Origin of the sequence: Campylobacter concisus UNSWCS, from assembly GCF_000466685.1 — a bacterium.
Lineage (GTDB): Bacteria > Campylobacterota > Campylobacteria > Campylobacterales > Campylobacteraceae > Campylobacter_A > Campylobacter_A concisus_A.
The window spans coordinates 21,757-46,102 of record NZ_ANNG01000009.1 but is presented as its reverse complement, the minus strand read 5'-3'; the positions used below and the strand labels follow the sequence as shown (position 1 = coordinate 46,102).

Here is a 24,346-nt window from a genome sequence, read left to right as displayed (position 1 = left end):
AGAGGGTATAGAGATGAGAAAGATTACTACATCAGCTTATATGCCAACTGAAATTGAAGTTAAAAGTGTTAGCGAAAATGTAGCTAACATTACAGCATATCCTTTTGAAGCAGGTTATGCTGTTACTTTGGCTCACCCGCTTCGCCGCCTTCTTTACACAAGTACGGTAGGTTTTGCTCCTATTGGTGTAAAGATAAAAGGCGTTAGCCACGAATTTGATAGTATGCGCGGCATGCTTGAAGACGTAGCGTTTTTTATTATAAATTTGAAAAAGATCAGATTTAAGTTAAAAAGTAGCAGTGAGCGTGAAGTTATAGAGTATAGCTTTAAAGGACCAAAAGAGATAACTGGGGCTGATCTAAATAACGACCTAGTTGAGATCGTTAATCCAGACGCATATCTTGCGACTATCAACGAAGATGCTGAGTTAAATTTCTCAGTCATCATCCAAAAAGGTATCGGATATGTTCCTAGTGAAGAGATCAGAGAAGAGATCGAAGACGACTTTATCGCACTTGACGCTTTCTTTACACCAGTTAAAAAAGCAGTTTACGATATACAAAACGTCTTGGTTGAAGATGACCCAGACTACGAGAAAATCGTATTTACGATAACAACTGATGGTCAAGTTGGTCCAGTAGAAGCTTTTAAAAATTGTTTAGAAGCTATGTATCAGCAAATGTCAGTATTTAAAGGAATTTTAGATATTGATGTTAGCGCTCCAGTTGCTAGCTCAAGTGCAAGCGGCGAGTTTTCAAAGCTACTTTCTAGTGTAGAAGATCTAAATTTAAGCGCTAGAAGCTTTAACTGCCTTGATAAGGCTGAGATTAGATTTATCGGTGAGCTTGCGTTGATGGACGAAAACGAGCTTAAAGAGCTTAAAAATTTAGGTAAAAAATCTCTTGAAGAGATAAAAGCGGTTATGGAAGAGATAGGCTATCCAGTTGGTGTCGATGTGTTAAAAGATAGCAAAGAGCAACTCAGAAAGAAAATAACCGAGCTAAAATCACAAATGAGTGCAAAAGAATAAAAGGACAATAGATGAGACATAAACACGGATATCGCAAACTTGGTAGAACGTCATCTCATAGATCTGCATTGCTTAAGAATTTAGCGATAGCTATCATCAAAAGCGAAAAGATAGAGACAACTTTACCAAAAGCAAAAGAGCTTAGAAGCTATGTTGAAAAGCTTATCACAAGAGCTAGAAAGGGCGACTCTAACGCTCACAGAGCAGTATTTGCTTCATTGCAAGACAAAGAGACTACAAATAAGCTAGTTACTGAAGTAGCTCCAAAATTTAAAGAGCGCAACGGTGGCTATACAAGGATCATCAAAACTCGCGTTCGCAGAGGCGACGCAGCTGAGATGGCTTATATAGAGCTAGTAGCTGAATAATCCCCAGAGAGCCTATCTGGCTCTCTTTTCTTTCTAAATTTATCTTTTTACGTTTATTTTTTTAAAATTTTGTTTTAAATTTATCCATTTTAGGCTGTGGCAAATTTACAAGTCGGAACATTACAAATTTGATTTCGTGGCTTTTAAATGAGGTGCTTCGATAGGTTAAAATAGTTGGTGTAAGTAAATTTATAGCGGTTTTAAAGCACAAAAAATGAGCAGACGCTCTTTAATTTATGCCAAAAACCTCAAAAATGAGGTTTTAAAGTTCTAGCTCAACTTATCTATTAAATTTCAAAGCTAACACCATAAATTTCTAAATTTAGAGCTAGTTGGTTTTTAAATTTTGCTTCGTTGATTTTTCGTGATATTTGCTTTAGGTGGGTTATTTGCATTTTGAGGGAATTTATAAGCTAGTTTGCGAAGTTTATTTATGATGCAAAAGCAGGGCAAATTATCCAGACAAACTATCTCAAATTTAAATTATCCAAAAAACAAATTTAAAATTTATAATCCAAAAAGTTGCAAAATTCTAAATTTTGATAGACTACAAAAATGGCTTGGTAATGTGGCTGCGAGGGCAGAGATGGTGTAAATTTGCTCTAAATATATGACTTACAGTCAAAACCAAATATATTGGTCAAATGCAATAAAAATGGCGCAGGTAATTTTTAAAAAAATAGCAAAATAATAAAATATTTAAAAATTAGCCAGCTTCAAACAACCTAAATTTAAAAGCAAAAAGCTCCATAAATTTCTAAATTTGCTTTTGTATCAAAAATTATTTTAAAAAGACGATATTTGTTTAAACTATCTCGCAAAGGATTTGAAATGATAGGTGGCGTAAATGGAGCTAATGTAAATTTATATAGCGGCTTTCAAAACATTAGGGAGCAAAGTGCTAGCCATATCAAGCCTAGTGCGGACGAAAATTCTTTAAATTTATCATCTCAAAAATTAGCCAAAAACACCAATCAGATAAATTTAGGTCGCACGAGCGAGAGTAAATTTAACAAAGATGATGAGCCACTAAAATTTGCTAAAGACAACTCGCTCACAGGCATGGCCGCTAATGGCAAGATAAGCATCTGGGGCAAGCTCATGGGATACGACAAGCAAATGAGTCAAGATGAGATAAACGAGCTTAAAAGCTTTGTTAGTCAGACCGAGGCGCTTGGTTTTGGAAGGCTTTACGAATCGATCATCGGATACTATCCAACAAACGTCGATCTCTTCGCAAAAGAGTACACGTCAAAAGATGATAGCGGCACCTTGCTCGGACTTGGCCGCAAAAGCCACGTGGAGGGCTTTGAGATACTGGATAAGGACATGAGCGTCGAGGAGTTTAAGGACAAGTGGCTGGACTATGCGCTGAGACAATATCTTGGCGAGAGGGTCGGCGTTGAGAGTATTACGATAGGCAAGAAGGCTATCTCAATGCTAACTAGCACGAACAAGCCACCGATAGAATATGAGACAATGCAAAGTATAAATTTCACTGACGATGAGAGCAGGCAGAGATTTTTAACGCTGATGAAGGCTGGTATGAAGAGTGGCGCGAAATTTAAAGAGGTGATAGAGGGCGTGCTGTCGCTTTACAATGTGCAAAACACCGACAAGCTTGACGGCAACAAGGTCTATGCCTCAGTGATTGGCCGAAGCGAGAAACTAGCGACCTACGATATCAATAAAGATGAGAAATTTGCCTATCTTAAGGAGCTGATGCGCCTTGAAAAAAACGGCATAGACATACTAAAGCTAATGGAGAAAAGCCAAAAAAAGCGAAATTTAGACGTAAAAGTCTAGCCGTTTTCTTATAAATTTAACCTCCAAAGCCATCTTTTTACTTTCAAGTGATACAATTTTGATTTTAATTATTACATTTTGCTTTAAATTTGACGGGAGTTTTCATGAAAAAAGTGGTTTGGTTAAATCCTGTTGTAAAAAGTATCTACGACTTTGCAGCACTTAAAGAAATTTTGCAAGACAAAGGTTTTAGCGTAGTAGAGTGTGAAAAAGACCACGTTAAAAGCGTAAAAAACGCATACAAAAACGCTCTTGCGCAAAGTGAGCTTATTTACGATAGCCGCTGTCCGAGGGCTGTAAATTTCATCAGGGCAAATTTCAAAGAGCAGGCCGATCTCATCTCAAATTTAAACCCCATTTTAATAGAAAGCGCGCTTGAGCTAAGCGCAAAGCTAAAAGAGAACGAGTGGCTTTACGTGACCACACCTTGCGAGGACTTGGCAGAGCTTGGCAGGGGGCTAAATTTGGAGCGAACCACATTTTTGACATGGAAAAGCTTTATGGAGCAAAACGCTATAAATTTAAAGATGCGCAACATCGAGCAAAGTCCGATACCGCCGGGATTTTTCACAAATTTGGACGTAAAAACACTAAGTCTTAGCAGTAAAGAGAAGATAGAAAACGCCCTTTCATATAAATTTAGCGAGCTTAAAAACTACCAGATCATCGAGCTTTTATACTGCGAAAACGGCTGTCACAACGGAGATGGGCTGTGAAAGAAATTTTTAAAAAGAGCATTTTGATCCTAGCGATCTTTGCCATCTGGCAGGTCGTTTGCGAGCTAGAAATTTTCACACCATATATCTTGCCAAGTCCGATAGCTACGATAAAAACGATGTGTAGCATGAGCCTAAGCGGCGAGCTTGCTACGCACACCATTATCAGCTTTAAGCGCATATTTGCAGGATATGCTCTCTCGTTTGCCTTGGCGCTCGTGCTTGGCGGTATAGCGGCACTTTTGCCAAAGATCAGTGTTTATTACGAGTGGATACTGGAGTTTTTTAGAAACATCCCGCCGCTTAGTTTGATCGCCATTTTGGTGCTTTGGTTTGGCATAAACGAGACGCCAAAGATTATCATTATCATCCTAGCTTCGTTTTTCCCGATGTTTCTAAGTATCCAAAAGGGGCTAACAAGCTGCGATATAAAGCTCATCGAGGTTGGTAAAATTTTTGGCTTTAGTAAATTTGAAATTTTTTATAAGATCATCTTAAAAAGCGCGCTAAAAGATATCTTTGTCGGCATGCGAATAGGCTTTGGCTACGCCATGCGCGCGATCATCGGAGCTGAGATGATAGCGGCTTCAAGTGGGCTGGGATATCTTATACTCGACGCAGAGGAGCTCTCACGCGCGGATAGGATATTTGTGGGCATTTTTACGATCGGCATTTGCGGCGTGCTCATAGATAGGCTCTTTTTGCTTTTGATAGCGAAATTTAGCCTTTTGCGAGGTGAGAAATGATAGAAATTTCAAATTTATCCAAGCATTTTTTTATAGGCGAAAAGCGTATCGACGTTTTAAGAGAGCTAAATTTGAGCATAAAAAAAGATAAGATCACCGTCATACTTGGCAGAAGCGGTTGTGGCAAAACCACGCTTTTACGCCTTATCGCTGGCCTTGAGAGCGTAAGTCAGGGCGAGATAAAATTTAAAGAGCAAGCAAAGATCGGCTTTGTCTTTCAAGAGCCCCGCCTCATGCCGTTTCTAAACGTCTATGAAAATATCGTTTTTCCTCTTAAAAAGCAGGAGATTGAAGCCTCAAAGATCGATAGTCTGATATCTATGATAGGGCTTAGCGACTTTAAATTTGCCGCAGTTTCGCAGCTCTCTGGTGGCATGAGCTCGCGCGTTTCGCTTGCTAGAGTGCTTGCGTATGAGGCAAATTTGATCCTAATGGATGAGCCATTTGCCGCGCTTGACGCGTTTACTAGAGCTAGCATGCAGGCTGAAATTTTAAAAATACAAGCCGGTAAAACCATCCTTTTCGTCACTCACAACATCGATGAGGCGCTATTTTTAGCTGATGAGATCATCTTGCTTGAAAAGGGCGGGATAAAGTCAAACTATGATCTATCAAATTTAGCAAGGCCAAGAGATCTGCTAAGCGAGGAGCTAATAGCGATAAAACGCAAAATTTTGAGTGAAATTTAGACAAATAAAATGATAATTAAAACCAAAATGAAGCAAAAAATTATATAATCTTGAAAATTTTTAAAAGGAGCAAGTATGAGAAAGTTTTTTAAAGTTTTGTGCGCGGCCTCTTTGCTTTGCCTAGTCGCAAATGCAAGCGAAGGGCTAGATAAGATCGGCATGACCTACGTCAAATCGCCGCTAAACGTCCCATCGATCGTCGATAAATTTAAAGGCTTTTATGCGAAGTCTTTTGGCGTGCCGGTTGAGTACTCTGAGATCACCTCAGGTGCTAAGCAAACGCAAGCACTCGCTTCAAATTCGCTCCAGTTTTTAAACTGCGTGGGTGGCACTTCGGTCATACTTGCAGCTGCAAATAAGGCTGATATAAAGATCATAAGTGCCTATTCAAGGGCACCAGAGGCCTTTGTTATATTTTCTAAAGACCAAAACATCAAGTCGCCAAAAGATCTAAAAGGCAAAAAAGTAGCAGGCCCAAAAGGCACGATCTTAAACGAGCTCTTGGTGAGATACCTAGCTCTTGGCGGACTTAGTATAAACGACGTAGAGTTCATCTCTATGGGTATCCCAGCTGCGCAAGCTGCAGTTGAAAACGGCAGCGTCGATGCAGCACTTCTTGCAGGACCAGCGGCCTACAATGCTCAAAAATCAGGCCTAAATGTAGTGACAACTGGCAAAGGTGTCATCACACCAGTTATCGTCACGGCAACAAGCGGAGAGTTTTACAAAAAGCACAAAGACATAGTTGAGAAATTTAAAAAGGCTCAGGATGAAATTTTGGCCTACATCAAAGCAAACGAGAATGAGGCGCTTAAATTTACGGCTGAAGAGACTGGGCTTAGTATAGAGGCGGTAAAGAGCATGTATCCTCAGTACGACTTTAGCTCAAAGATCACGGCTGATGATATAAAAGCGCTTGAGGCTACGCAAGAATTTATGCTTGAAAGTAAGATGATAGAGCATAAAATAGATATAAAATCACTTCTACTAAACTAAACTTAAAGGGCAAATTTGCCCTTTTTTCTCACAAAAAACCACCAAAATTTAAAGCCAAAACGCCCACGCCAAAAGCCTAGAAAACGTTTGTTTGCACTTTATCTGCTATAATAGCTAAAAAATTTAAGGAAAAAATATGATCCCATTTAGTGATGAAGAGCTTTTAAAACCAGTGACTGCGAGTTTGCAAAAGGTGCTACCGATGCTTGAAAATGACGGCGGCGGCATGGAGCTACTTGGCATAAAAAACGGCAAAATTTACGTAAGACTCACAGGACATTGTCACGGATGCGCGGCTAGCACGACCACGCTAAAATACGGCCTTGAAAGGCAGCTTCGCATCGACATTCATCCAGAGCTTGAGGTCATAAATGTCCCAATCGGCGAGGAATTTGACATTGATAGATTATAAAAAAATAGGCATAAAATATTTCAAACGCTCTAAATTTAAAGATGCGATCTTTTACTTTTCACTAGCCTACGAAAAGACGCAGGAGAAAAATTTGCTATTTTTGATACAAATTTGCTCTCTTGGCGAGGAAAATGCCGAAGAGGCAAAGCTCTTGTTTGACTACTATATGGCTAAGGTAAGAGCCGGCGAAGACGACGAGGGCGTGGAGGAAATTTTAAAAATTTTAGAGTCCAGAGATGAGGAGAGCGAGTACTTTGAAGAGCAAGACGCGATCAGCTACGAGGACTTTAAAAGGGCTGTTTATAAGGACGGCAGCTTTAAAAAGGTCTTTGAAAACATCATGTTCTCAACCAAGGTCATGATCTCAAACAAAGACGATTTTTTGGAATTTTTAGGAAATTTGATAAAAAATGACTTCATCGACATGAGCATGAACTACCTTGAGAGTGCGGCGGTGATGTTTGGCGGCGACGAGCGTATAGATCAGCTTTTTAAAGAGATACAAAAAAGACAAAACGATGAAAATATCAGTAGAAAATAGCTTCATAACAGATGACTCAAACGAGTGCGAGCAGGGTGCATACTTTGTGCAAACTACTGCAAATGCAAAATTTGCAGAAGCTGCGGCAAAAAAGGGCGCTAAGTTAATCACCCTTGAAGAGTGCAAAAAGCTTTTAAAGATCGATGAAAATTTAAAGATAGTTGGCATCACGGGCACCAATGGCAAGACCACAACGGCTGCGGCTATCTACGAGACTTTGCGAAATTTAGGTAAAAAATGCGGCCTAAGTGGCACCAGAGGGGCATTTATAGAGGGTGAGCAGATAGATGACAAGGCGCTTACGACAAGTGCCATTTTAAAGACGCTCTCATACCTCAAAGCAGCCAGCGAGCATGGCTGTGAGTACTTCGTGATGGAGGTTAGCTCGCACGCGATCGCTCAAAAACGCATAGAGAGCTTGAAATTTGCCCTTAAAATTTTTACAAATTTAACTCAAGACCATCTCGACTACCACAAGAGCATGGAGGAGTATGCTAGGGTAAAGTCAAGCTTCTTTGACGATGAGAGCGTAAAGCTCATAAACATTGATGATGGCGGAGTTAAATTTAACCCAAAAAACGCCTACACATACGCGCTCAAAAAGCCAGCCAGCTTTGCACCGATAGTTTATGGGCTAAAGGACGGCATAGACGCGGTCATCAAGACGCCAAATGGCGATGTCGAGATAGACTCAAGCCTTCAAGGTGAGTTTAATCTTTACAATCTAATTGCCGCTCTTGGAGCAGTTTGCCTGCTAGAGCGCCCAGACGCAGCCGCACTTTCAAAGGCGATAAGTAAATTTAAAGGTGTGAGCGGCAGGATGGAGGTCGTTAGCACCGATCCGCTAGTCATCGTGGATTTTGCCCATACGCCTGATGGCATCGAAAAGGTGCTAAACTCGCTTAGACATCTAAATTTGATCGCAGTCTTTGGCGCAGGCGGCGACAGAGATAGGACAAAACGCCCTAAAATGGGAGCGATAGCCCAAAAATACGCAAGAATTTGCATAGTCACAAGTGACAATCCAAGAAGCGAAGAGCCAGAGAGTATAATCGATGAAATTTGCGCTGGCATGAGCCAAAATGAAAATTTGATACGAAACGCCAACCGCAAAGAGGCGATCGCTCTAGCCATTAGCAAGCTTGAGCCCGGCTGGGCGCTTGTCATACTTGGCAAAGGTGACGAGCCATATCAGGAGATAAAGGGTGTCAAGCACCCATTTAGCGACAAAGAAGTGGTGCTTGAAATTTTATCTAGATAACTTACGAAAGGAAAAACGATGAAAATTTTAAATTTAGCCTTTACGGCTACTTGCGTTGCACTATTGCTAGGATGTGCCACTGCTCAAAAAGAGCCGCAAAAGCTACAATCTAGCGCAAACCAAAAGAGCTATCTGGTGAGCAACCTACCTCAAAATATAGAGTATGACGGCCAAATTTATCACCAAAAATACCAAAATGAATTTACGGTGGAGTATTATTTGGAAGATGAGGGCGGCTATGGATGGAGTAAGCTAATCAGCGTTACCTATGCGCCAAGCATCAAAAACATAGATGATTTTATAACAGCGATAAAAAAAACCACAGATCCAAAAAAGGGCAAATTTAAGATAGAAAAGATAGGTAGCGACAGCTCTTACCGTGAGGAAATTTACTATCCAGAGCCAAATAATCCAAAATTTAACAGCTACGAGATAACTCTAGACGTTGCCAAAACGAGCGAGTGTGGACTAGTTGGCGTATCTTTTGCTAGAAATTTCAAAACCCTTGACGAGCTAGAAAAGACGCTAAAGGCAGAGAAATTTAACGAGAAATTTTTAGCAAACAGACCAGTGATAGAGTGCAAATAAACTAAACAAGGCAGAAAATGACAATAGAAATTTTAGCTAGCAAAATCCACAGAGCCGTCGTAACAGACGCAAATTTAAACTATGTTGGCTCGATCAGCATCAGCGAGGAGCTTATAAAGGCTGCAAATTTGATAGAAAATCAAAAGGTTGAAATTTTAGACGTAAATAACGGCGAGAGATTTGCCACCTACGTGATCAAGGGCAAAAAAGGCGAAATTTGTCTAAACGGCGCAGCTGCTAGAAAGGTCTGCGTTGGCGACGTGGTCATCATCGTGGCTTATGCTAGTATGAAATTTAAAAAGGCTAAGAAATTTAAGCCAACCATCGTGCATGTAAATAACAAAAACGAGATCATAAAGGAGTAGGCGATGTTTGAGGGATTTGACTTTTCAAAGATGGGGCAGATGCTTGAGGATGTGCAAAAGCAAGCCAAACAGATGGAAGAAGAGAGCAAAAATAAAGAATTTGGCGCAAAAAGCGGCGGTGGGCTGGTAAGCGTGAGAGCAAACGGCAGCGGCGAGATACTTGATATCAGCATAGATGATAGCTTGCTTGAAGATAAAGAGAGCATGCAAATTTTGCTAATAAGCGCTGTAAATGACGTGCTAAAATCAGTTGAGGCCGATAAGAAAAACACCGCTTCAAGGATGCTTGGCGACCTTGCTTCGATGGGGATAAAATGAGACTAAATTATAAATTTGCCCTTGCTTTTTTGCTATCAGCGCTTTGCCTAAATGCCGATCCTAGGCCTACGCAAGAGGACTTTAACGCCTGCTTTGAAAAGAACAAAAACTCAATCGTCTCGGTAAATAAACACTTTGGCGTGGCTATCACTAAAAATTTGATCGCAGTGCCAAAAAGCGAGGGAGCGCCACTTGGTGAATATGTCAAATTTGATCCATATTTGCAGCTCTTTTTGGTCCGCTCTAGCAAGGAGCTAAGCCCTGTCGTGATGGCTGATGAGACCAACGAGGAGCGCATAAAAAAGAGCACTTGGGTTGGCATCTTAAATGACGCAAACAACACCGTCATGGGTCACATCAAGTCTTTAGGGCAAAATTTAGGCGACTTTGACACGCTAAGCTTCGAGTATAACGCAACTGGCGAGATAAACACGCCTTGTTGTAAGATGATAGGCATAGCTGTTGGAGCTGATAAATTTATACCAAACCGCTATTTAAAGCACTTTGTATCTTACGATGACGTCTATTACGGCGATATCGGCGTGAAATTCTTACAAAAAGAGGATAAATTCTTTGTTGGCCTTGTTGATCCTTTGGGTCGCGGCAAGATGATGATGGTAGATGATGAGCTTGTTACGATAAATGGCATCAAGCCAAAGAGCCTAAGAGAGCTAAATGAGATGGTGCTTTTTGCTCCAAAGGGCGCAAGACTAGACATCATAGTAAAGCGTGATAGAGAGCAGCTACTCTTTCAAGTGCCAGTAAGCGGCGAGGTGAAATTTAACCAAAGCTTAGAAATAAACGCCCCTTCAAGCCTTGATCTGCCAAATTTAAACGTCATGCCAAAGTCGCCTGAGAGCTTGCTTGATGATAAAGTTTTGGTGGATTATGGTATCACGGTCGATAAAAATTTAGTTGTTACTAAGGTCGAGCCAAAGTCAAATGCAGAAATTTTTGGCATAAAGATCGGCGATAAAATTTTAGGCTACAACAAAGAGAGCGTGAGCGACCGCGAGGAGCTTTTAGAAAAGATCGGCGATCTGCAAAATTTCGTCCTTTTGTTTAGTAGAAATGACTTTCAGTTCTTTGCAAGAGTGCCAAAATGAGCCTACTTGAGGACTTTGTAAAATTTCTAAACGCAAATTTGCCAAAGGCGTCTGGCTTTCACCCTTACTACGAGGAGGCGCTTGGCGTTATGCTAAAGGCTGGAGGCAAGCACTTTAGGGCGCTTTTGCTTCTTGGTGTGGTCGAAAATGTGGATAAAAGCCTCACGCAAAAGGCGATGAGAGTGGCTTTGGGGCTTGAGATGATGCACACATACTCGCTCATCCACGATGATCTGCCTTCGATGGATAATGCATGCCTAAGACGTGGCACACCAACGCTTCACGTAACATACGACGAGACTACTGCGATACTTGCAGGAGATGCGCTAAATACGCATGCTTTTTATGAAATTTCACGTGCTGATCTGCCAGCGCAAACACGAATAAAATGCGTGGAAATTTTAAGCGAAAATGCTGGCGTTAGCGGCATGGTGCTAGGTCAGGCGCTTGATTGTTTTTTTGAAAATACAAATAAAGAGGATATAAAAAGAGCAAAGGCTAAATTTGGCCTCTCTGGTAAGATGCTAAGCCTTGATGAGCTAGTATTTTTACACATCCACAAAACCGCGAAACTCATCGCTGCTAGCCTAAAAATGGGCGCAGTAATAGCAAATTTAACTGAAAATGAGTGCGAGAAAATTTACGTTATCGGCCTAAAGCTTGGGCTTGCTTTTCAGATACAAGACGATATCATCGACCTTACAAGCGACGAGGCGGCCGCTGGAAAGCCCGTGCACAACGACTTAGCGAAAAATTCATTTACAAATTTACTAGGTCTATCTGGCGCAAAAAAGAAAAAAGATGAGCTAATTTGCCAGATAGAAGAGGCACTAAAACAGATAGATGCTGGCATAGCAAAGATGATCTTAGAGCTTACGGACAAGCACCTAAGATAAGCGCGTAAATTTAGTAAATTTATATCACTTTTTAGACATTTTGGGCAAAAATGCAAGGCAAGTTTTAATCACTTTTTTGTATAATCTGACGCAATAAAAGGAGATCATATGCTAAAAAAACAAGCCGATACTATAAGATTTTTGTGCGCTGATATGGTGCAAAACGCTAACAGCGGACACCCAGGTGCTCCTATGGGCCTAGCCGATATCATGGTGGTTTTAAGCAACTTTTTAAAACACAATCCTAAAAATCCAAAATGGCTAAACAGGGATAGGCTCGTTTTTAGCGGTGGTCACGCATCAAGCTTGGTTTATAGCTTTTTGCACCTAAGCGGCTACGATCTAAGCCTAGATGAGCTTAAAAATTTCCGTCAGCTTGGCTCAAATACCCCAGGACACCCAGAAATTCACACTCCAGGCGTTGAGATGGCTACTGGCCCACTTGGTCAAGGCGTAGCAAATGCAGTTGGTCTAGCCATGGCAGAAAAATACGCTGCAAACGTGCTAAATGAGCCAGATAATAAAATAATCGATCATAAAATTTACTGCCTTTGCGGCGACGGCGACCTTGAAGAGGGCATAAGCTACGAGGCATGTTCAATCGCAGGAAATTTAAGACTAGACAACCTTGTGCTCATCTATGATTCAAACAACATCACGATCGAGGGCGATACAGCGATCGCATTTAGCGAGGACGTCAAGGCTAGGTTTGAGGCGCAGGGCTGGGAGGTCGCACGCATCGACGGACACGACTATAACCAGATCGAATTTGCGCTTGAGCAAGCAAACGAGAAAGAGTCGCCATATCTCATCATCGCAAACACGCGCATAGCACGCGGCGCAATGGAGCTTGAGGGCAGCCACCACAGCCACGGCGCACCACTTGGCGAGGAGATCATTAAAAAGGCAAAGGCCGCAGCTGGCTTTGATCCTGAGAAGAAATTTGCCATTGACGAGGACGTGCTTTTAAGATTTAGAGGCGCAGTAGAAAAGGGCGATCTTGAAGAGGCTATGTGGAACAAAAAGGTTGAGGCGCTAAGTACTGAGGGCAAAAATTTACTAAACTCACTTCTAAATCCAGACTTTAGCAAGATCGAATTTCCAGACTTTAGCGACAAAAAACTAGCCACAAGAGATACAAACCACGTCATTTTAAATGAGATAGCTAAAAAACTCCCTGGCTTTATCGGCGGTAGCGCAGATCTTGCTCCTTCAAACAAGACTGAGCTAAAGGGCATGGGTGACTTCCCAAATGGCAAAAATATCCACTACGGTATCAGAGAGCACGCCATGGCAGCGATCAACAATGGCATCGCCAGATACGGCCTTTTCTTGCCATTTTCAGCGACATTTTTCATCTTTAGCGACTATTTAAAGCCAAGTGCAAGGATAGCAGCGCTAATGGGCATCAAGCACTTTTTTGTCTTTACGCACGATAGTATCGGCGTTGGCGAAGATGGTCCAACGCATCAGCCTATCGAGCAGCTTAGCACATTTAGAGCGATGCCAAATTTCTACACTTTCCGCCCAGCTGACGGCAACGAAAACGCAGCTAGCTGGCAAGCGGCTCTAAATTTAAACGCTCCAAGTGCATTTGTGCTTAGTCGCCAAGGGCTTGATCCACTTGCAAAAGGCGAATTTGGCGAGGTTGGCAACGGCGCATATCTTTTAAGCTCGGCAAAAGATGCGAAGATCACATTTATAGCAAGCGGCAGCGAGGTCTCACTCTGTGTAAAAGCAGCTGCACTTCTAGCTGAGCAAGGTGTGGGTGCAAATATCGTATCAGCGCCTTGTTTTGACCTACTTTGCGAGCAACCAGCTGAGTATGTGGCTAGAATTTTAGATAAAAATACAACGATCATCGCAGTTGAGGCCGCAACTGGCTATGAGTGGTATAAATTTGCTGACGCGGTTTATGGCATGAACAGCTTTGGCGCCAGTGGCAAGGCGAACGAGCTATTTGACCACTTCGGATTTACTCCGCAAAAGCTTGCAAATTTTGCTAGCGAACTTATATAAAATTTAACTTTGGGGAGTAAAATCCCCAGCTGCAATCTAAAATCAAAAAGGTATTTTATGGAAATTTCTCATGTTATCGTTTTGGCCTTGGTGCAAGGCATAAGCGAGTTTTTGCCGATATCCAGCTCGGCTCATCTCATCTTGGTGCCAAAGCTACTTGGCTGGCCAGATCAAGGGCTTGCTTTTGACGTGGCAGTGCATGTTGGTACGCTAAGCGCGATACTTTTTTATTTTAAAGATACGATTTTTAAGCTACTTCGCGACTTTTTTGCCTCGATAGCACAAAGAAAGATGGTGGGCGATAGCTTGCTTGTCTGGTGCGTGGGATTTGCCACTATCCCAGTTGGCATCTTTGGACTTTTGTTTAACAACGTGATCGAAGAGTACGCAAGAAGTGGCGTTGTGATCGCAGTTACAACGATCATCTTTGGTATCGCACTTTACTTTGCTGATCTTCGCTCAACAAACAAAAGCGAATACGAAATGACCATAAAATTTGCTCTCATCATAGGCTTAGCGCAGGCTGTGGCGCTCATCCCTGGCGTCTCAAGATCAGGCATAACGATGACAGCGGCACTTTTTTTAGGATTTAGCCACAAAGGCAGTGCAAATTTCTCATTTTTACTTTCGATACCTGTCATCATCCTAGCTGGCGGACTTGAGAGTATCAAGCTTATAAAAGATCCAAACGCGCTTCCTTGGAGCGACATCGCCCTTGGCGTCATCATAAGTGCAGTTAGTGCTTATATCTGCGTGAAGCTATTTATGGGGATCATCTCAAGGATCAGGATGCTTCCTTTTGTCATCTACCGCTTGATCTTGGGTGCGTTTTTGCTCTATCTGTTTTTATAAATTTAAGTTGTAAAAGGCTAGGCTAAGACCTAGCCAAAATGATAAATTTGCCAAAAAGCTTGGCAAATTTACTCCTCTTTTTTATCTTTTTTTATGACGTTTATGAAGTCTTTTGCGGCTTGATATGCTCTGTCACCAAATTTCTTAGCTTCTGATTTTATATCCATTTGTTTGATGTCTTCAAGCTTATCATTTGCCTTTTTCTCAAACTCTGCGATATCTTGTTTGAGGCCTTCAAGCTTATCGTTTGCGTCAAAATTTAGCTTTAGCTTTTTGCTCTTGTCGTTTAGCTCTTGTTTTAGAGCTTCAAATTTATTGTTCGCCTCACTCATAAGCTTTGCAACGCCGTTTGACTTTAGCTCTTCAAGCCTTGAGCTGATCTGCTCCATCGCTTGATCGCTTATGCGTTTAAATTTTGCTAGATTTGTATCAAGTTCGCTATTTATCACGCTTTCGATCTCGCTTTTAGCCACGCCGTCAAATTCATTTTCAAGCTCTTTAAGAAGCGCTATAAACTCTTCATCCACGTTTTTTAAATTTAAAAGCTGTGAGTTTAGCCTTAGCTCATCTGGAGCAAATTTCGCCTCATCTTTTAGCTTTTCTATAGCTCTTAAAATGCCATCTCTTGTGCCATTTATCGCGCCTTTTATGAGCTCTTTTGCAAATATATGCCCCTCATTTGCTAAATTTCCAGCTGCACTGATGATATTTTTTGAAATTTCAAACATTCGCTCTTTGCTAAACTCCCCGCCTCTTATCGCAGCGTAGGTCATATTTTTAGCTATCGCACCAGCGGTCTCTTCGACATCCTTTGCGCCCTCAAGTGTTGTTAAAAAGGCGATTTGAGCGCTCTCTTTTAAGATGCCAAGCATTCTCGTTTCTCTAATAATGGCGTTATTTAAAAGCTCTAAAATTTCCTCTTTTTCGCCAAAATTTCTATCTTTTACGACCTCTTCGGCCGCTTCAAATGAAATTTTTAGCCTATTTTTTATCTCTTCACGCTTTGCCTCGATCGCTCTATTTATCTCATCTCTTTTATCAAATAGCTCATAAAGCCCCTTCTCTTCGCCGCTAACTAGAGCTTGATTTATCCCCTCCATAGCGCTTTTTAGGTTTTTAGCATTTATGAGGTTCTCTTTGTCCATCTTGTCGTAAAGCTCGTTCATTTTTTGCTTCAAAAGATCAGGCAGTGTGTTTTCGTCTTTGTCTGAGACGTCCCTAAAAAAGTCGTTGCAAAGAGCCTTTATGCTAGTTAGTAGCCCCTCGCTATCTTTATAATCACGTAAATTTTGCTCAAGTTTATCCATATTTTTGCCTTATAAAACGTATTTTGCTTCGTGTTTTAGCGCTGAAAAAATCTCCAGCCTCTCTTCTTCGCTTAAAACTAGCACGGCTAAATCGTAGCTAGCGTATTTTTTATCTTTGCTAAATTTTGAAAAAACTAGCTTAAATTCTCTATCTTTTACTATCTCTTTTACCTTCTCTTCGGCATTTACGCCAGCGTCAAATATCACTTTATACTCCCAGTGTGTTGGGTAGTCGATTTTTGCCTTTTTGTTATTTAGATCGCATATATTCGCCACTTTTGCCTCCTGTTTTGCTCTCTAGCACGATGTTACTGATCTCCATGCCCTTATCTATGGCTTTTACCATGTCGTAAATGGTCAAAAGTCCCACGCTCACGCCTGTTAGCGCCTCCATCTCAACGCCTGTTTTGCCCTCTATCTTGACGCTCACATAAAGCTTAAAAGCGCAAATTTCAGGCAGCTCCTCGATGTCACAATCCACACCCAAAATGGCCAGTGGATGGCACATAGGTATTAGCTCGCTTGTCTTTTTAGCGCCCATTATCGCAGCGACGACAGCTGTTTGGATGACTGGGCCTTTTTTGCCGGTATTTTCTTTGATCGCCTTAAAAGCATCTTTGCTCATTTTGATGATCCCGCTAGCAGTTGCTACTCTTTTTGTGGGATCTTTTGGGCTTACATCGACCATCTTTGGACGGTCTTTTTCATCTAAATGTGTTAGCATTATCTCTCCTTTTTTTGGCAGATTATAGCCTATTTAAGCAAATTTAAGTTATCAGTAAATTTAAGCAAAAAAATATCAAAAATCTAAAAATTAAGCTTTGCTCAAAAGGCAAGAGGATTTTTTCATTTCTTAATATAATTATCTAATTTAAATAATTTTTTTAAAAAAATATTTATAATTTAAATTTTAATGCATAAAATACCTAAAATACGAATTTTTATAGATAATAAATTTTATCAAAAGTATATTTCTATCCGTTAAATTCCAAAGTCTATTTATTGTAAATGGCAAAATTTAAAAAAAATTATTGATATTTTTCTTTAAAAGCTTAAGAAAACAAATTAACTTCTAATTTGCTTTTAAGATATGAATATGTATATTTTTGTTAATTTTAAATTTACGATGAAAGCAACCTAGATAATGAAATTTCTGCTATGTCTTAGCTTATCTTTGATGGCGCTTTTTGCTGAGGATAAAGGCTGTTTTGTCGATGAAAATAGTCAAAACATCATCTTTGTAAAAGATGGCGAGACAAAAAGCCTAGGACTAAAGGAGAAAATTTACAAAGATCAAAGATGTGCTTACGATGAGAGCTCTTTTTACGTTGCAAATTTAAACAACGAGATCGTAAAGGTAGCTAGCGAGAAGGAATTTTTATTTGCTCTGCCAAATGTTGGCTGTAAGGTTTCAAATATCTTGCTGGATAAAGAGAAAATTTACGTCGCTTGCGATATGGCAAATGTCGTAACAATCGCCATTTTTGACAAGAGTTCTAAAAAATTTATATCAAAAAATTTTAACAATGTTTATAAAATTTCTAGCTTTTTGCCGCTTGGTGAGGGAGTGTTTTTTACAAGCTTTAATGGCAAGGCATTTTTGCTTGATAGCAAGCTTAACGCAAAAGAGCAAAAAAGCGTTGGCTTTGCGCCAGTGAGTGCCTGTAAATTTAGCGATGATGAAATTTTCATAGGCTTTAGAAACGGAGAAATTTTAGATCTTAAAAGTGGAGCTAAAAAGCAAGTTTTAAGATCTAAAATTTCAGCTCTTGCGTGCGTGGGAGATGAGGTTTTAGTAGCTGGCGAGGACGGAGTGATCTATAAATTTGACAAAAGCTTTAAGCTAAAGGGCAAAAAAGAGCTTTTTAGTGGCGAGATAAAAGAAATTTTTATAGATAAAAACGTGCTTGTTGGCGTGGATCTAAGTAATAAGATAAAGAGTTTAGAGATAAATTCATTTTAAAAAGGAGAGTAAATGCAAAAGTTATTTTGTGTCGCAAGTGCTGCACTGCTTGGGCTATCTTTAACTGCTGCTTGTGCTGCTAGTAGTGACCTTGAAAAAGTCATGAAAGAGCGCGGGCTAAGCGAAAAAGATGTCCTTGCAGCTGCTAAGACTTACCAGCCAAGCGGTAAAAAAGATGATTTCATCGTCTTTTCATCTGGCGGGCAGAGTGGTCAAGTGCTAGTTTATGGCGTTCCGTCGATGAGAATTTACAAATACATCGGCGTTTTCACCCCAGAGCCTTGGCAAGGATATGGCTATGATGATGAGTCAAAAGCTGTTTTAAAACAAGGCAACATCAGGGGCAAAGAGATAACTTGGGGCGATACACACCACCCAAATTTCACTGAGAAAAATGGTGAGTATGTTGGTGATTATCTATTTATCAACGACAAGGCAAACCCAAGGATCGCTGTTATAAATTTAAAAGACTTTGAGACAACTCAAATGGTCGTAAACCCTATCATGAAGAGTGAGCACGGTGGTAGCTTCATTACTCCAAACAGCGAGTATGTCATCGAAGCTAGCCAGTACGCAGCTCCACTTGATGACAACTACCACTCAATGGACGACTACGAAGCCGTTTATAGAGGCGCTGTGACATTTTGGAAATTTGACTATCCAAAAGGTAAGATCGACGAGAAAGCATCTTTCTCTCTTGAGCTTCCTCCATACTGGCAAGACCTAAGCGACGCTGGTAAGGGCGAGAGCTACGGCTGGGGCTTTACAAACTCAATAAACACTGAGATGTATACAGGTGGTATCGAAAAAGGTCTTCCTCCATTTGAGGCAGGCGCTAGTAGAAATGACACCGACTTCTTGCACGTTTATAACTGGCAAATTTTAGAAAAACTTGCACAAGACAAGAAAAACTACAAAGTTGTAAATGGTCACAGAGTGGTCACGATAGAGGCTGCTGTAAAAGCTGGAGCACTGTTTTTGATCCCAGAGTCAAAGAGCCCACACGGTTGTGACGTAACACCAGATGGTAGATACATCATCGTTGGTGGTAAGCTTGATACTCACGCATCAGTTTATGACTTTAAAAAGATCAAAGAGCTAATCGACAAAAAAGAGTTCGCTGGCACTGACCCATACGGCATACCTATCTTAGATAGAGAAAAGACAATGCACGGACAAGTCGAACTTGGCCTTGGACCACTGCACACATCATTTGACTCACAAGATGGCGTAGTCTATACTTCACTTTACGTTGATAGCCAAATCGTAAAATGGGACTACAAAAATTTAAAAGTGCTTGATAAAGTAAATGTTCATTACAACATCGGTCACCTTGACACAATGGAGGGCAAATCAGCAAAACCAGTTGGCAAATATGCAATCGCACTTGATAAACTTTCAATCGATCGCTTCAACCCAGTTGGCCCACTCCATCCACAAAACCACCAGTTAATAGACATCAATGGTCCAAAAATGGAGCTAATCTATGATATGCCAATCCCACTTGGTGAGCCACACGACGTTGTCTCAATAGCTGCTAGCAAGCTAACTCCAGCGCTTACTTACAACATGGGTACAAACTCAAGAACAGGCGAGGCAAGCCCATTTGCAACACTAGCTGGTCAAGAAAGAGTTGAGAGAAACGGCAAAAACGTAACTGTCTATGCAACAATGATCAGAAGCCACATCAACCCGGAGCACATCGAGGTAAATAAAGGCGATAATGTAACAATTCACCTAACAAACCTAGAGCGCGCTCAAGATGAGACTCACGGCTTTGGCATCGACCTTTACAACATCCACGCTTCACTTGAGCCTGGCAAAACTGCTTCAGTAAATTTCGTAGCTGATATGGAAGGTGTCTTCCCATACTACTGCACCGAGTTTTGTTCAGCACTTCACCTTGAGATGATGGGTTATTTGCTTGTTAAAGATCCAAATAAAAAATATGAATCTGCAAAAAATAGCAAGCTAAAAACTCTAAGCCCAGAGGCTTTGAAAGCTGAGTACGACAAAGTAATCGCAACTAACAAAGCAACTGATGATGTTATCCAAGAGGTTGTTAAATACCTAAAAGAGAAACATTATGAGAAATATCCAAAAGTAAAAGCTTTGGTCGATGACGCACTTGATCAATACGGCCACATCAAAGAGGTAAAAGCTAAAGCTGACGAAGCTTACAAAAAAGGCGACGTAAATGGCGCTATCCTTTGGGAGTACCAAGTATGGCAATACATGGTAAAAACCGCCGACGTTGGTCTAAGAGCTAAAAACAACCTAGCTAAAGAGATCGCAACTCCGATGAGCCCAGCTGCTGCAAAAGGCGAAGAAGCTTATCTAAAAGGTGGATGTAATGGCTGCCACGTTATCGGTCAAGTAAGCTCAGGTCCAGACCTAACTGGTGTCTTGCTAAGACATGAAAATGGCGAAAAATGGGTAGCAGACTTTATAAAAGACCCTGCTAAATTCTATAACGACGACTACGTTAAAGCGATGATTGATTTCTTTAAACTTAGAATGCCAAATCAGCACATGAGTGACGAAGAGATCAAAAATATCATCCAGTATCTAAAATGGATAGACGAAAACGCAGGCATGTAGTTTTAAGGGGCATTTTTGCCCCTTTTAAATTTTAAAATTTAACTTTTGCTAGGCTAAATTTTAAAATTTAAAGGAGAGATTATGAGTAAATATAAAATTTATACCATTGTTGCACTAATCATCATGAGCGTTTGTTTTACTCTGCCAGTTCTTGGCTGGCATGGAGCAAAAGAGCGTATAGCTAACGGCGACGAGCTACCATCTTATGCTTACACTATCTACGATCTTTATAGCTCATTTCAGTATAAAAACCACCTTTTGCCAAAAGAGGTGGCAAGCGATCTTCACAAGATGATCGAGCAAAAAGCAGAGATCGGCACGCCATCACTCCCTATCTGGTACGTATCTCTTGAAGCGCCAAACTATCCAAAGGCAGCCTTTCCAGATGGCATCCCAGTATATTTTCACGTAGATGGATATAGTGGCGACGTACACGAGATGAATACGATAAACCACTACATCGGCATGTATCCTATGGAGCATGGCGGCAATGTCGAGCGAGCGATCGCACCTTATTATCTACTTATCGCCACACTTTGCATGCTTGCGTTTTTATACTATGACGGTAAATTTAACTCACTTCTCATGGTGCCAACCATCATCGCACCTGTGCTATTTATGAGCGCATTTGTGGGCTGGCTATACTGGTATGGACACAATATGCAAGAGTGGGGCGCCTTTAAGATCAAGCCATTTATGCCAACAGTCTTAGGCGATGGTAGCGTGGCGCACTTTACAACGCACTCTTATCCAACTATCGGCTTTTGGGTGATGATGGTGATGAGCGTGCTTTGCATACTTGCAGTATTTTCAAAGAAAAAAGAGCTAAATGCGTAAATTTTCTAAATTTGCCCTTGTTTTTTTGCCACTTTTTGGCTTTGCAAACGTCCTTCAAGATGCGATAAACAACGCTAGCCCTGGCGATGTGATAAAGCTGGGGGATGCCGTTTATGAAGGAAATATAATCATTTCTAAGCCTCTTACTATCATCGGCGAGGGCAAAAATGCCCACATAAAAGGTGACGGCAAGGGCAGCGTTATAAAGATCATCGCTTCAAACGTGACACTTAAAAATTTAAAGATAAGTGGCAGTGGCAACGATCTTGGCGAGCTTGACGCTGGCATAGGCTGTGACAAGGCAAATAACGTTGAAATTTCTAAAAACGACATAAGCGATGTGCTTTTTGGGATTGACTTTAAAGAGTGCAGTAGCTCAAAGATCACTGAAAACAACATTACCTCAAAAAAGGGCGCTAGCCTTGGCTTTAGAGGCGATGCGGTGAGACTTTGGTATAGCCATGAAAATTTGATCGAGCACAACAATATCCGCGACAGCCGTGACATGGTCGCATGGTATGCAAGTCACAATAAATTTTTAAGCAACAAAGCAGTTGGTAGCAGATACTCTCTGCATTTTATGTATGCTAATCAAAATTTAGTCGAAAATAACGAATTTATCGGCAACGCTGTTGGTATGTTTTTTATGTATTCAGCTAGCTCAAATATAAAAAATAACCTAGTTATGGATAGTGACGGCGCCTTTGGTATCGGCATCGGACTAAAGGACGTGTCTGACTTTACGATAGAAAATAACACCCTTGTCTATAACGCGCGTGGCATCTTGCTTGATAACTCGCCCTTTCAGCCGGGATCAACTATAAATTTTATAGGCAATAAAATTTTACACAACGTAGTTGGCGTCTATTTTCACGCTACGCAAGGCACAAGCATCTTTGAAAACAACGACTTTATCGGCAACATGGACATCGTCGTAAACGACACCCCAGGCGAAAAGATGCTACTAAATAGATGGAGCAAGAACTATTATGACGAGTATGAGAGCTTTGATAGAGATAAAGATGGCTACGGCGACACGCCATTTTTGCACCTCTCATACATCGATCAGCTCTGGCAGTACTATCCAAATTTGCAGTTTTTCTATGGTTCTAGCGTCTTTAGCGTCTTAAATTTCTTAGCTAAACTCGCTCCATTTTCTGAGCCCATAAAGCTACTTGAAGATAGTTCGCCTAGGATAAAACCGCTTGATGTTTCAAATTTCAACGCTTTAAAGGCGAAACGTGGATAGAAGAAATTTTATGATAATAGGCTCAGCCGCAGCTGTGGCTGGATACGCCATAGGCAAGTTTTTGCCAAAAAGTAGTGGCGACAAACTCTATCTTAGACCGCCAGGTGCTGTTGATGACTTTGATGATCTTTGCGTAAAATGCGGTCAGTGCGTGCAAGTCTGCCCTTATCACAGCATAAATTTACTTGACATAGAAGATGGCTACTCAAGTGGCTCAGCTCACATCGACGCCAAAGAGCGAGGCTGCTACTTGTGTGACCTTTTCCCATGCGTGCTAGCCTGTCCTAGCGGTGCGCTCGATCACGCCACAAAGGTTGTTGGTGATGTCAAAATGGGCGTTGCGGTTTTAAGTGACACGGCAGCCTGTTTGAGCGTGAAAAGAGAAAATTTAAGCGAAGCTGGCGTTAAAGATCTGCTTGATCGCAAAGCCTATAACGACAGAGAAGAGGCGCTAAAAGATAAGATAAAAGGCAAGATCGGTCAAATTTGCGATCTTTGCGTCACGCTTTGTCCAGTTGGCGATAGCGCGATAGCAATGAGCGAGGCAAATTTACCACTTATAAAAAATGGCTGCGTTGGTTGTGGCGTTTGCGCTGAGGTCTGCCCAGCAAAGATCATAAATATCGCCCCAAAGATGAGCTATGATGAAATTTACAAGGAGAAAAAATGAGAGCAATAATACCTTTAGTAGCTGCTGCATTGCTATTTGTCGGCTGTGAAAAGAGTGAGGACAAAGCGCAAAAGGCTGCTAGCGAGCAAGGTGCAAAAGTAGCGACAAGTGCTAGCATAAAGGTCGAAAAAAATGAAAACAACGAGAGTGCAAATAAGCAAAATGAATTTATAAAATACGACATGCACGGCGAAAAAAGCGTTAAATTTGGACTTGAAGACAACAACGTAAGTCGTCAGATCGGAGCGCTTGCCATGGTAAAAAGCCCGCTTCAAAGTATAAATTTAAGACTTATAAAGGGCAGACTTAGCAAGGACTTCATCACAAAGTGCTCAGCCTGCCACGATGACTACGCAAATGGCATCATCGGACCATCTCTTTTAACAAAGAGCGAGGATGAAATTTTCAAGATGATAAACGCCTACAAGAGCAAGGAAAAGGTAAATGTTTTGATGCGTGATCTTGTTAAGAAAATGGACGAGAGTGAGATAAGAAATTTAGCTAAAGAGATAAGCGATTTTAATGCGCAATTTAGGAGCAAACAATGAAAATCGGAAAAATCATAACGATCATTTTAGCGGTGCTGATATGCGGTATCATGGTGTTTATGCTAAGCCAAACTCCGCCTAAAAAGGAGAAATCCGTAGCAAAAGTCGCCACGCCAAAGGTGGAGCAAAATATCTCAAATCAGCAGCCAAAGTCTAGCGAGGAATTTGCCAGCGAAGATGAGCTAAAAAAGGTAAAAGAGCTAAGTCTAAGCGTAGCTAAGGCTCAAAATGAAGGCGTTAGCAAGCAATATCTAACCTCTTGCGCCCCGTGCCACGGCGCAAATGGCAAAGGCGTCGTAGCGCCTGATATCACTCATCTAAGCAAGGACGAGCTTCTTAAAAAACTGGCTGATTATAAGGCTGGCAAGGTGCAAAACACGCTTATGAAGGGACTGCTAACAAACGTTAGTGACAGCGATCTAAACAGCCTTGCTGATGAAATTTCTAAATTTAAAAAGTAAA

27 protein-coding genes are annotated in these 24,346 nt (G+C 41.1%); 24 read left to right on the top strand and 3 right to left on the bottom strand.

The window, feature by feature from the left end; translation table 11 throughout:
• Positions 1 to 13 precede the first annotated feature (13 nt).
• From UNSWCS_RS02925 to UNSWCS_RS02845, 17 genes are all read left to right on the top strand, one after another.
• Positions 14 to 1,030, top strand: a complete 1,017-nt coding sequence (locus UNSWCS_RS02925) for a DNA-directed RNA polymerase subunit alpha (protein WP_021087222.1) — start codon at positions 14 to 16, stop codon at positions 1,028 to 1,030.
• Between the two features lie 11 nt (positions 1,031 to 1,041).
• On the top strand, positions 1,042 to 1,398 hold the full coding sequence (gene rplQ / locus UNSWCS_RS02920) for a 50S ribosomal protein L17 (protein WP_002941584.1): 357 nt from the start codon (positions 1,042 to 1,044) through the stop codon (positions 1,396 to 1,398).
• 831 nt (positions 1,399 to 2,229) lie between these two features.
• Entirely contained in the window at positions 2,230 to 3,204 is a 975-nt protein-coding gene (locus UNSWCS_RS02915) for a hypothetical protein (protein ID WP_021087226.1), read from the top strand.
• 104 nt (positions 3,205 to 3,308) lie between these two features.
• Positions 3,309 to 3,920 carry a hypothetical protein gene (locus UNSWCS_RS02910; protein ID WP_021087216.1) on the top strand — a complete coding sequence of 204 codons (612 nt, stop codon included), beginning with the start codon at positions 3,309 to 3,311 and terminating at the stop codon, positions 3,918 to 3,920.
• Positions 3,917 to 4,666: an ABC transporter permease gene (locus tag UNSWCS_RS02905; RefSeq protein WP_021087239.1), complete on the top strand. Its 750-nt coding sequence runs from the start codon at positions 3,917 to 3,919 to the stop codon at positions 4,664 to 4,666. The genes UNSWCS_RS02910 and UNSWCS_RS02905 overlap by 4 nt, the downstream gene beginning before the upstream one ends.
• Complete coding sequence (locus UNSWCS_RS02900; protein WP_021087235.1) at positions 4,663 to 5,355, top strand: ABC transporter ATP-binding protein; 693 nt, start codon at positions 4,663 to 4,665, stop codon at positions 5,353 to 5,355. Before UNSWCS_RS02905 ends, UNSWCS_RS02900 begins: the two co-directional genes overlap by 4 nt.
• A gap of 75 nt (positions 5,356 to 5,430) precedes the next feature.
• Positions 5,431 to 6,351: an NrtA/SsuA/CpmA family ABC transporter substrate-binding protein gene (locus UNSWCS_RS02895; protein WP_021087272.1), complete on the top strand. Its 921-nt coding sequence runs from the start codon at positions 5,431 to 5,433 to the stop codon at positions 6,349 to 6,351.
• 136 nt (positions 6,352 to 6,487) lie between these two features.
• Positions 6,488 to 6,763 (top strand): NifU family protein, encoded by a 276-nt coding sequence (locus tag UNSWCS_RS02890; protein WP_021087258.1) that lies wholly within the window; start codon positions 6,488 to 6,490, stop codon positions 6,761 to 6,763.
• Positions 6,750 to 7,304, top strand: coding sequence for a hypothetical protein (locus UNSWCS_RS02885; RefSeq protein ID WP_009295268.1), 555 nt, complete (start codon positions 6,750 to 6,752; stop codon positions 7,302 to 7,304). The genes UNSWCS_RS02890 and UNSWCS_RS02885 overlap by 14 nt, the downstream gene beginning before the upstream one ends.
• A complete protein-coding gene (locus UNSWCS_RS02880; protein WP_021087225.1) occupies positions 7,282 to 8,565 on the top strand; it encodes a UDP-N-acetylmuramoyl-L-alanyl-D-glutamate--2,6-diaminopimelate ligase in 1,284 nt (427 codons plus the stop codon). The genes UNSWCS_RS02885 and UNSWCS_RS02880 overlap by 23 nt, the downstream gene beginning before the upstream one ends.
• Before the next feature lie 18 nt (positions 8,566 to 8,583).
• Positions 8,584 to 9,153, top strand: a complete 570-nt coding sequence (locus UNSWCS_RS02875) for a hypothetical protein (RefSeq protein WP_021087230.1) — start codon at positions 8,584 to 8,586, stop codon at positions 9,151 to 9,153.
• A gap of 17 nt (positions 9,154 to 9,170) precedes the next feature.
• On the top strand, positions 9,171 to 9,518 hold the full coding sequence (gene panD, locus UNSWCS_RS02870; protein WP_021087260.1) for an aspartate 1-decarboxylase: 348 nt from the start codon (positions 9,171 to 9,173) through the stop codon (positions 9,516 to 9,518).
• 3 nt (positions 9,519 to 9,521) lie between these two features.
• Positions 9,522 to 9,836 (top strand): YbaB/EbfC family nucleoid-associated protein, encoded by a 315-nt coding sequence (locus UNSWCS_RS02865; protein WP_021087263.1) that lies wholly within the window; start codon positions 9,522 to 9,524, stop codon positions 9,834 to 9,836.
• A complete protein-coding gene (locus UNSWCS_RS02860) occupies positions 9,833 to 10,942 on the top strand; it encodes a PDZ domain-containing protein (RefSeq protein ID WP_021087254.1) in 1,110 nt (369 codons plus the stop codon). Before UNSWCS_RS02865 ends, UNSWCS_RS02860 begins: the two co-directional genes overlap by 4 nt.
• Positions 10,939 to 11,838 carry a polyprenyl synthetase family protein gene (locus tag UNSWCS_RS02855; RefSeq protein ID WP_021087251.1) on the top strand — a complete coding sequence of 300 codons (900 nt, stop codon included), beginning with the start codon at positions 10,939 to 10,941 and terminating at the stop codon, positions 11,836 to 11,838. Before UNSWCS_RS02860 ends, UNSWCS_RS02855 begins: the two co-directional genes overlap by 4 nt.
• Before the next feature lie 108 nt (positions 11,839 to 11,946).
• Positions 11,947 to 13,857 (top strand): transketolase, encoded by a 1,911-nt coding sequence (gene tkt, locus UNSWCS_RS02850; protein ID WP_021087264.1) that lies wholly within the window; start codon positions 11,947 to 11,949, stop codon positions 13,855 to 13,857.
• 57 nt (positions 13,858 to 13,914) lie between these two features.
• Positions 13,915 to 14,709 carry an undecaprenyl-diphosphate phosphatase gene (locus UNSWCS_RS02845; RefSeq protein WP_002941660.1) on the top strand — a complete coding sequence of 265 codons (795 nt, stop codon included), beginning with the start codon at positions 13,915 to 13,917 and terminating at the stop codon, positions 14,707 to 14,709.
• A gap of 68 nt (positions 14,710 to 14,777) precedes the next feature.
• On the opposite strand, the gene UNSWCS_RS02840 is transcribed toward UNSWCS_RS02845, so the two are convergent.
• The 3 genes from UNSWCS_RS02840 to moaC are packed head-to-tail and all read right to left on the bottom strand — an operon-like array spanning position 14,778 to position 16,743.
• Positions 14,778 to 16,016: a hypothetical protein gene (locus UNSWCS_RS02840; protein ID WP_021087255.1), complete on the bottom strand. Its 1,239-nt coding sequence runs from the start codon at positions 16,014 to 16,016 to the stop codon at positions 14,778 to 14,780.
• Between the two features lie 9 nt (positions 16,017 to 16,025).
• Positions 16,026 to 16,292 (bottom strand): DUF493 domain-containing protein, encoded by a 267-nt coding sequence (locus UNSWCS_RS02835; RefSeq protein WP_009295275.1) that lies wholly within the window; start codon positions 16,290 to 16,292, stop codon positions 16,026 to 16,028.
• Complete coding sequence (gene moaC / locus UNSWCS_RS02830) at positions 16,267 to 16,743, bottom strand: cyclic pyranopterin monophosphate synthase MoaC (protein ID WP_180997186.1); 477 nt, start codon at positions 16,741 to 16,743, stop codon at positions 16,267 to 16,269. Before moaC ends, UNSWCS_RS02835 begins: the two co-directional genes overlap by 26 nt.
• Positions 16,744 to 17,160: 417 nt before the next feature.
• Here moaC and UNSWCS_RS02825 point away from each other — a divergent pair, with 417 nt between their 5' ends.
• The 7 genes from UNSWCS_RS02825 (at position 17,161) to UNSWCS_RS02795 (ending at position 24,345) form a co-directional block, all read left to right on the top strand.
• Complete coding sequence (locus UNSWCS_RS02825; RefSeq protein ID WP_021087249.1) at positions 17,161 to 17,979, top strand: hypothetical protein; 819 nt, start codon at positions 17,161 to 17,163, stop codon at positions 17,977 to 17,979.
• 12 nt (positions 17,980 to 17,991) lie between these two features.
• Positions 17,992 to 20,580, top strand: coding sequence for a Sec-dependent nitrous-oxide reductase (gene nosZ / locus UNSWCS_RS02820; protein WP_021087267.1), 2,589 nt, complete (start codon positions 17,992 to 17,994; stop codon positions 20,578 to 20,580).
• Positions 20,581 to 20,661: 81 nt separating this feature from the next.
• A complete protein-coding gene (locus tag UNSWCS_RS02815) occupies positions 20,662 to 21,417 on the top strand; it encodes a hypothetical protein (RefSeq protein WP_021087210.1) in 756 nt (251 codons plus the stop codon).
• Positions 21,410 to 22,666 (top strand): nitrous oxide reductase family maturation protein NosD, encoded by a 1,257-nt coding sequence (locus tag UNSWCS_RS02810; protein WP_021087219.1) that lies wholly within the window; start codon positions 21,410 to 21,412, stop codon positions 22,664 to 22,666. The genes UNSWCS_RS02815 and UNSWCS_RS02810 overlap by 8 nt, the downstream gene beginning before the upstream one ends.
• Positions 22,659 to 23,336 (top strand): 4Fe-4S dicluster domain-containing protein, encoded by a 678-nt coding sequence (locus UNSWCS_RS02805; protein WP_021087261.1) that lies wholly within the window; start codon positions 22,659 to 22,661, stop codon positions 23,334 to 23,336. Before UNSWCS_RS02810 ends, UNSWCS_RS02805 begins: the two co-directional genes overlap by 8 nt.
• Complete coding sequence (locus UNSWCS_RS02800; protein WP_021087241.1) at positions 23,333 to 23,884, top strand: c-type cytochrome; 552 nt, start codon at positions 23,333 to 23,335, stop codon at positions 23,882 to 23,884. Before UNSWCS_RS02805 ends, UNSWCS_RS02800 begins: the two co-directional genes overlap by 4 nt.
• On the top strand, positions 23,881 to 24,345 hold the full coding sequence (locus UNSWCS_RS02795) for a c-type cytochrome (RefSeq protein WP_021087218.1): 465 nt from the start codon (positions 23,881 to 23,883) through the stop codon (positions 24,343 to 24,345). Before UNSWCS_RS02800 ends, UNSWCS_RS02795 begins: the two co-directional genes overlap by 4 nt.
• Position 24,346 lies beyond the last annotated feature (1 nt).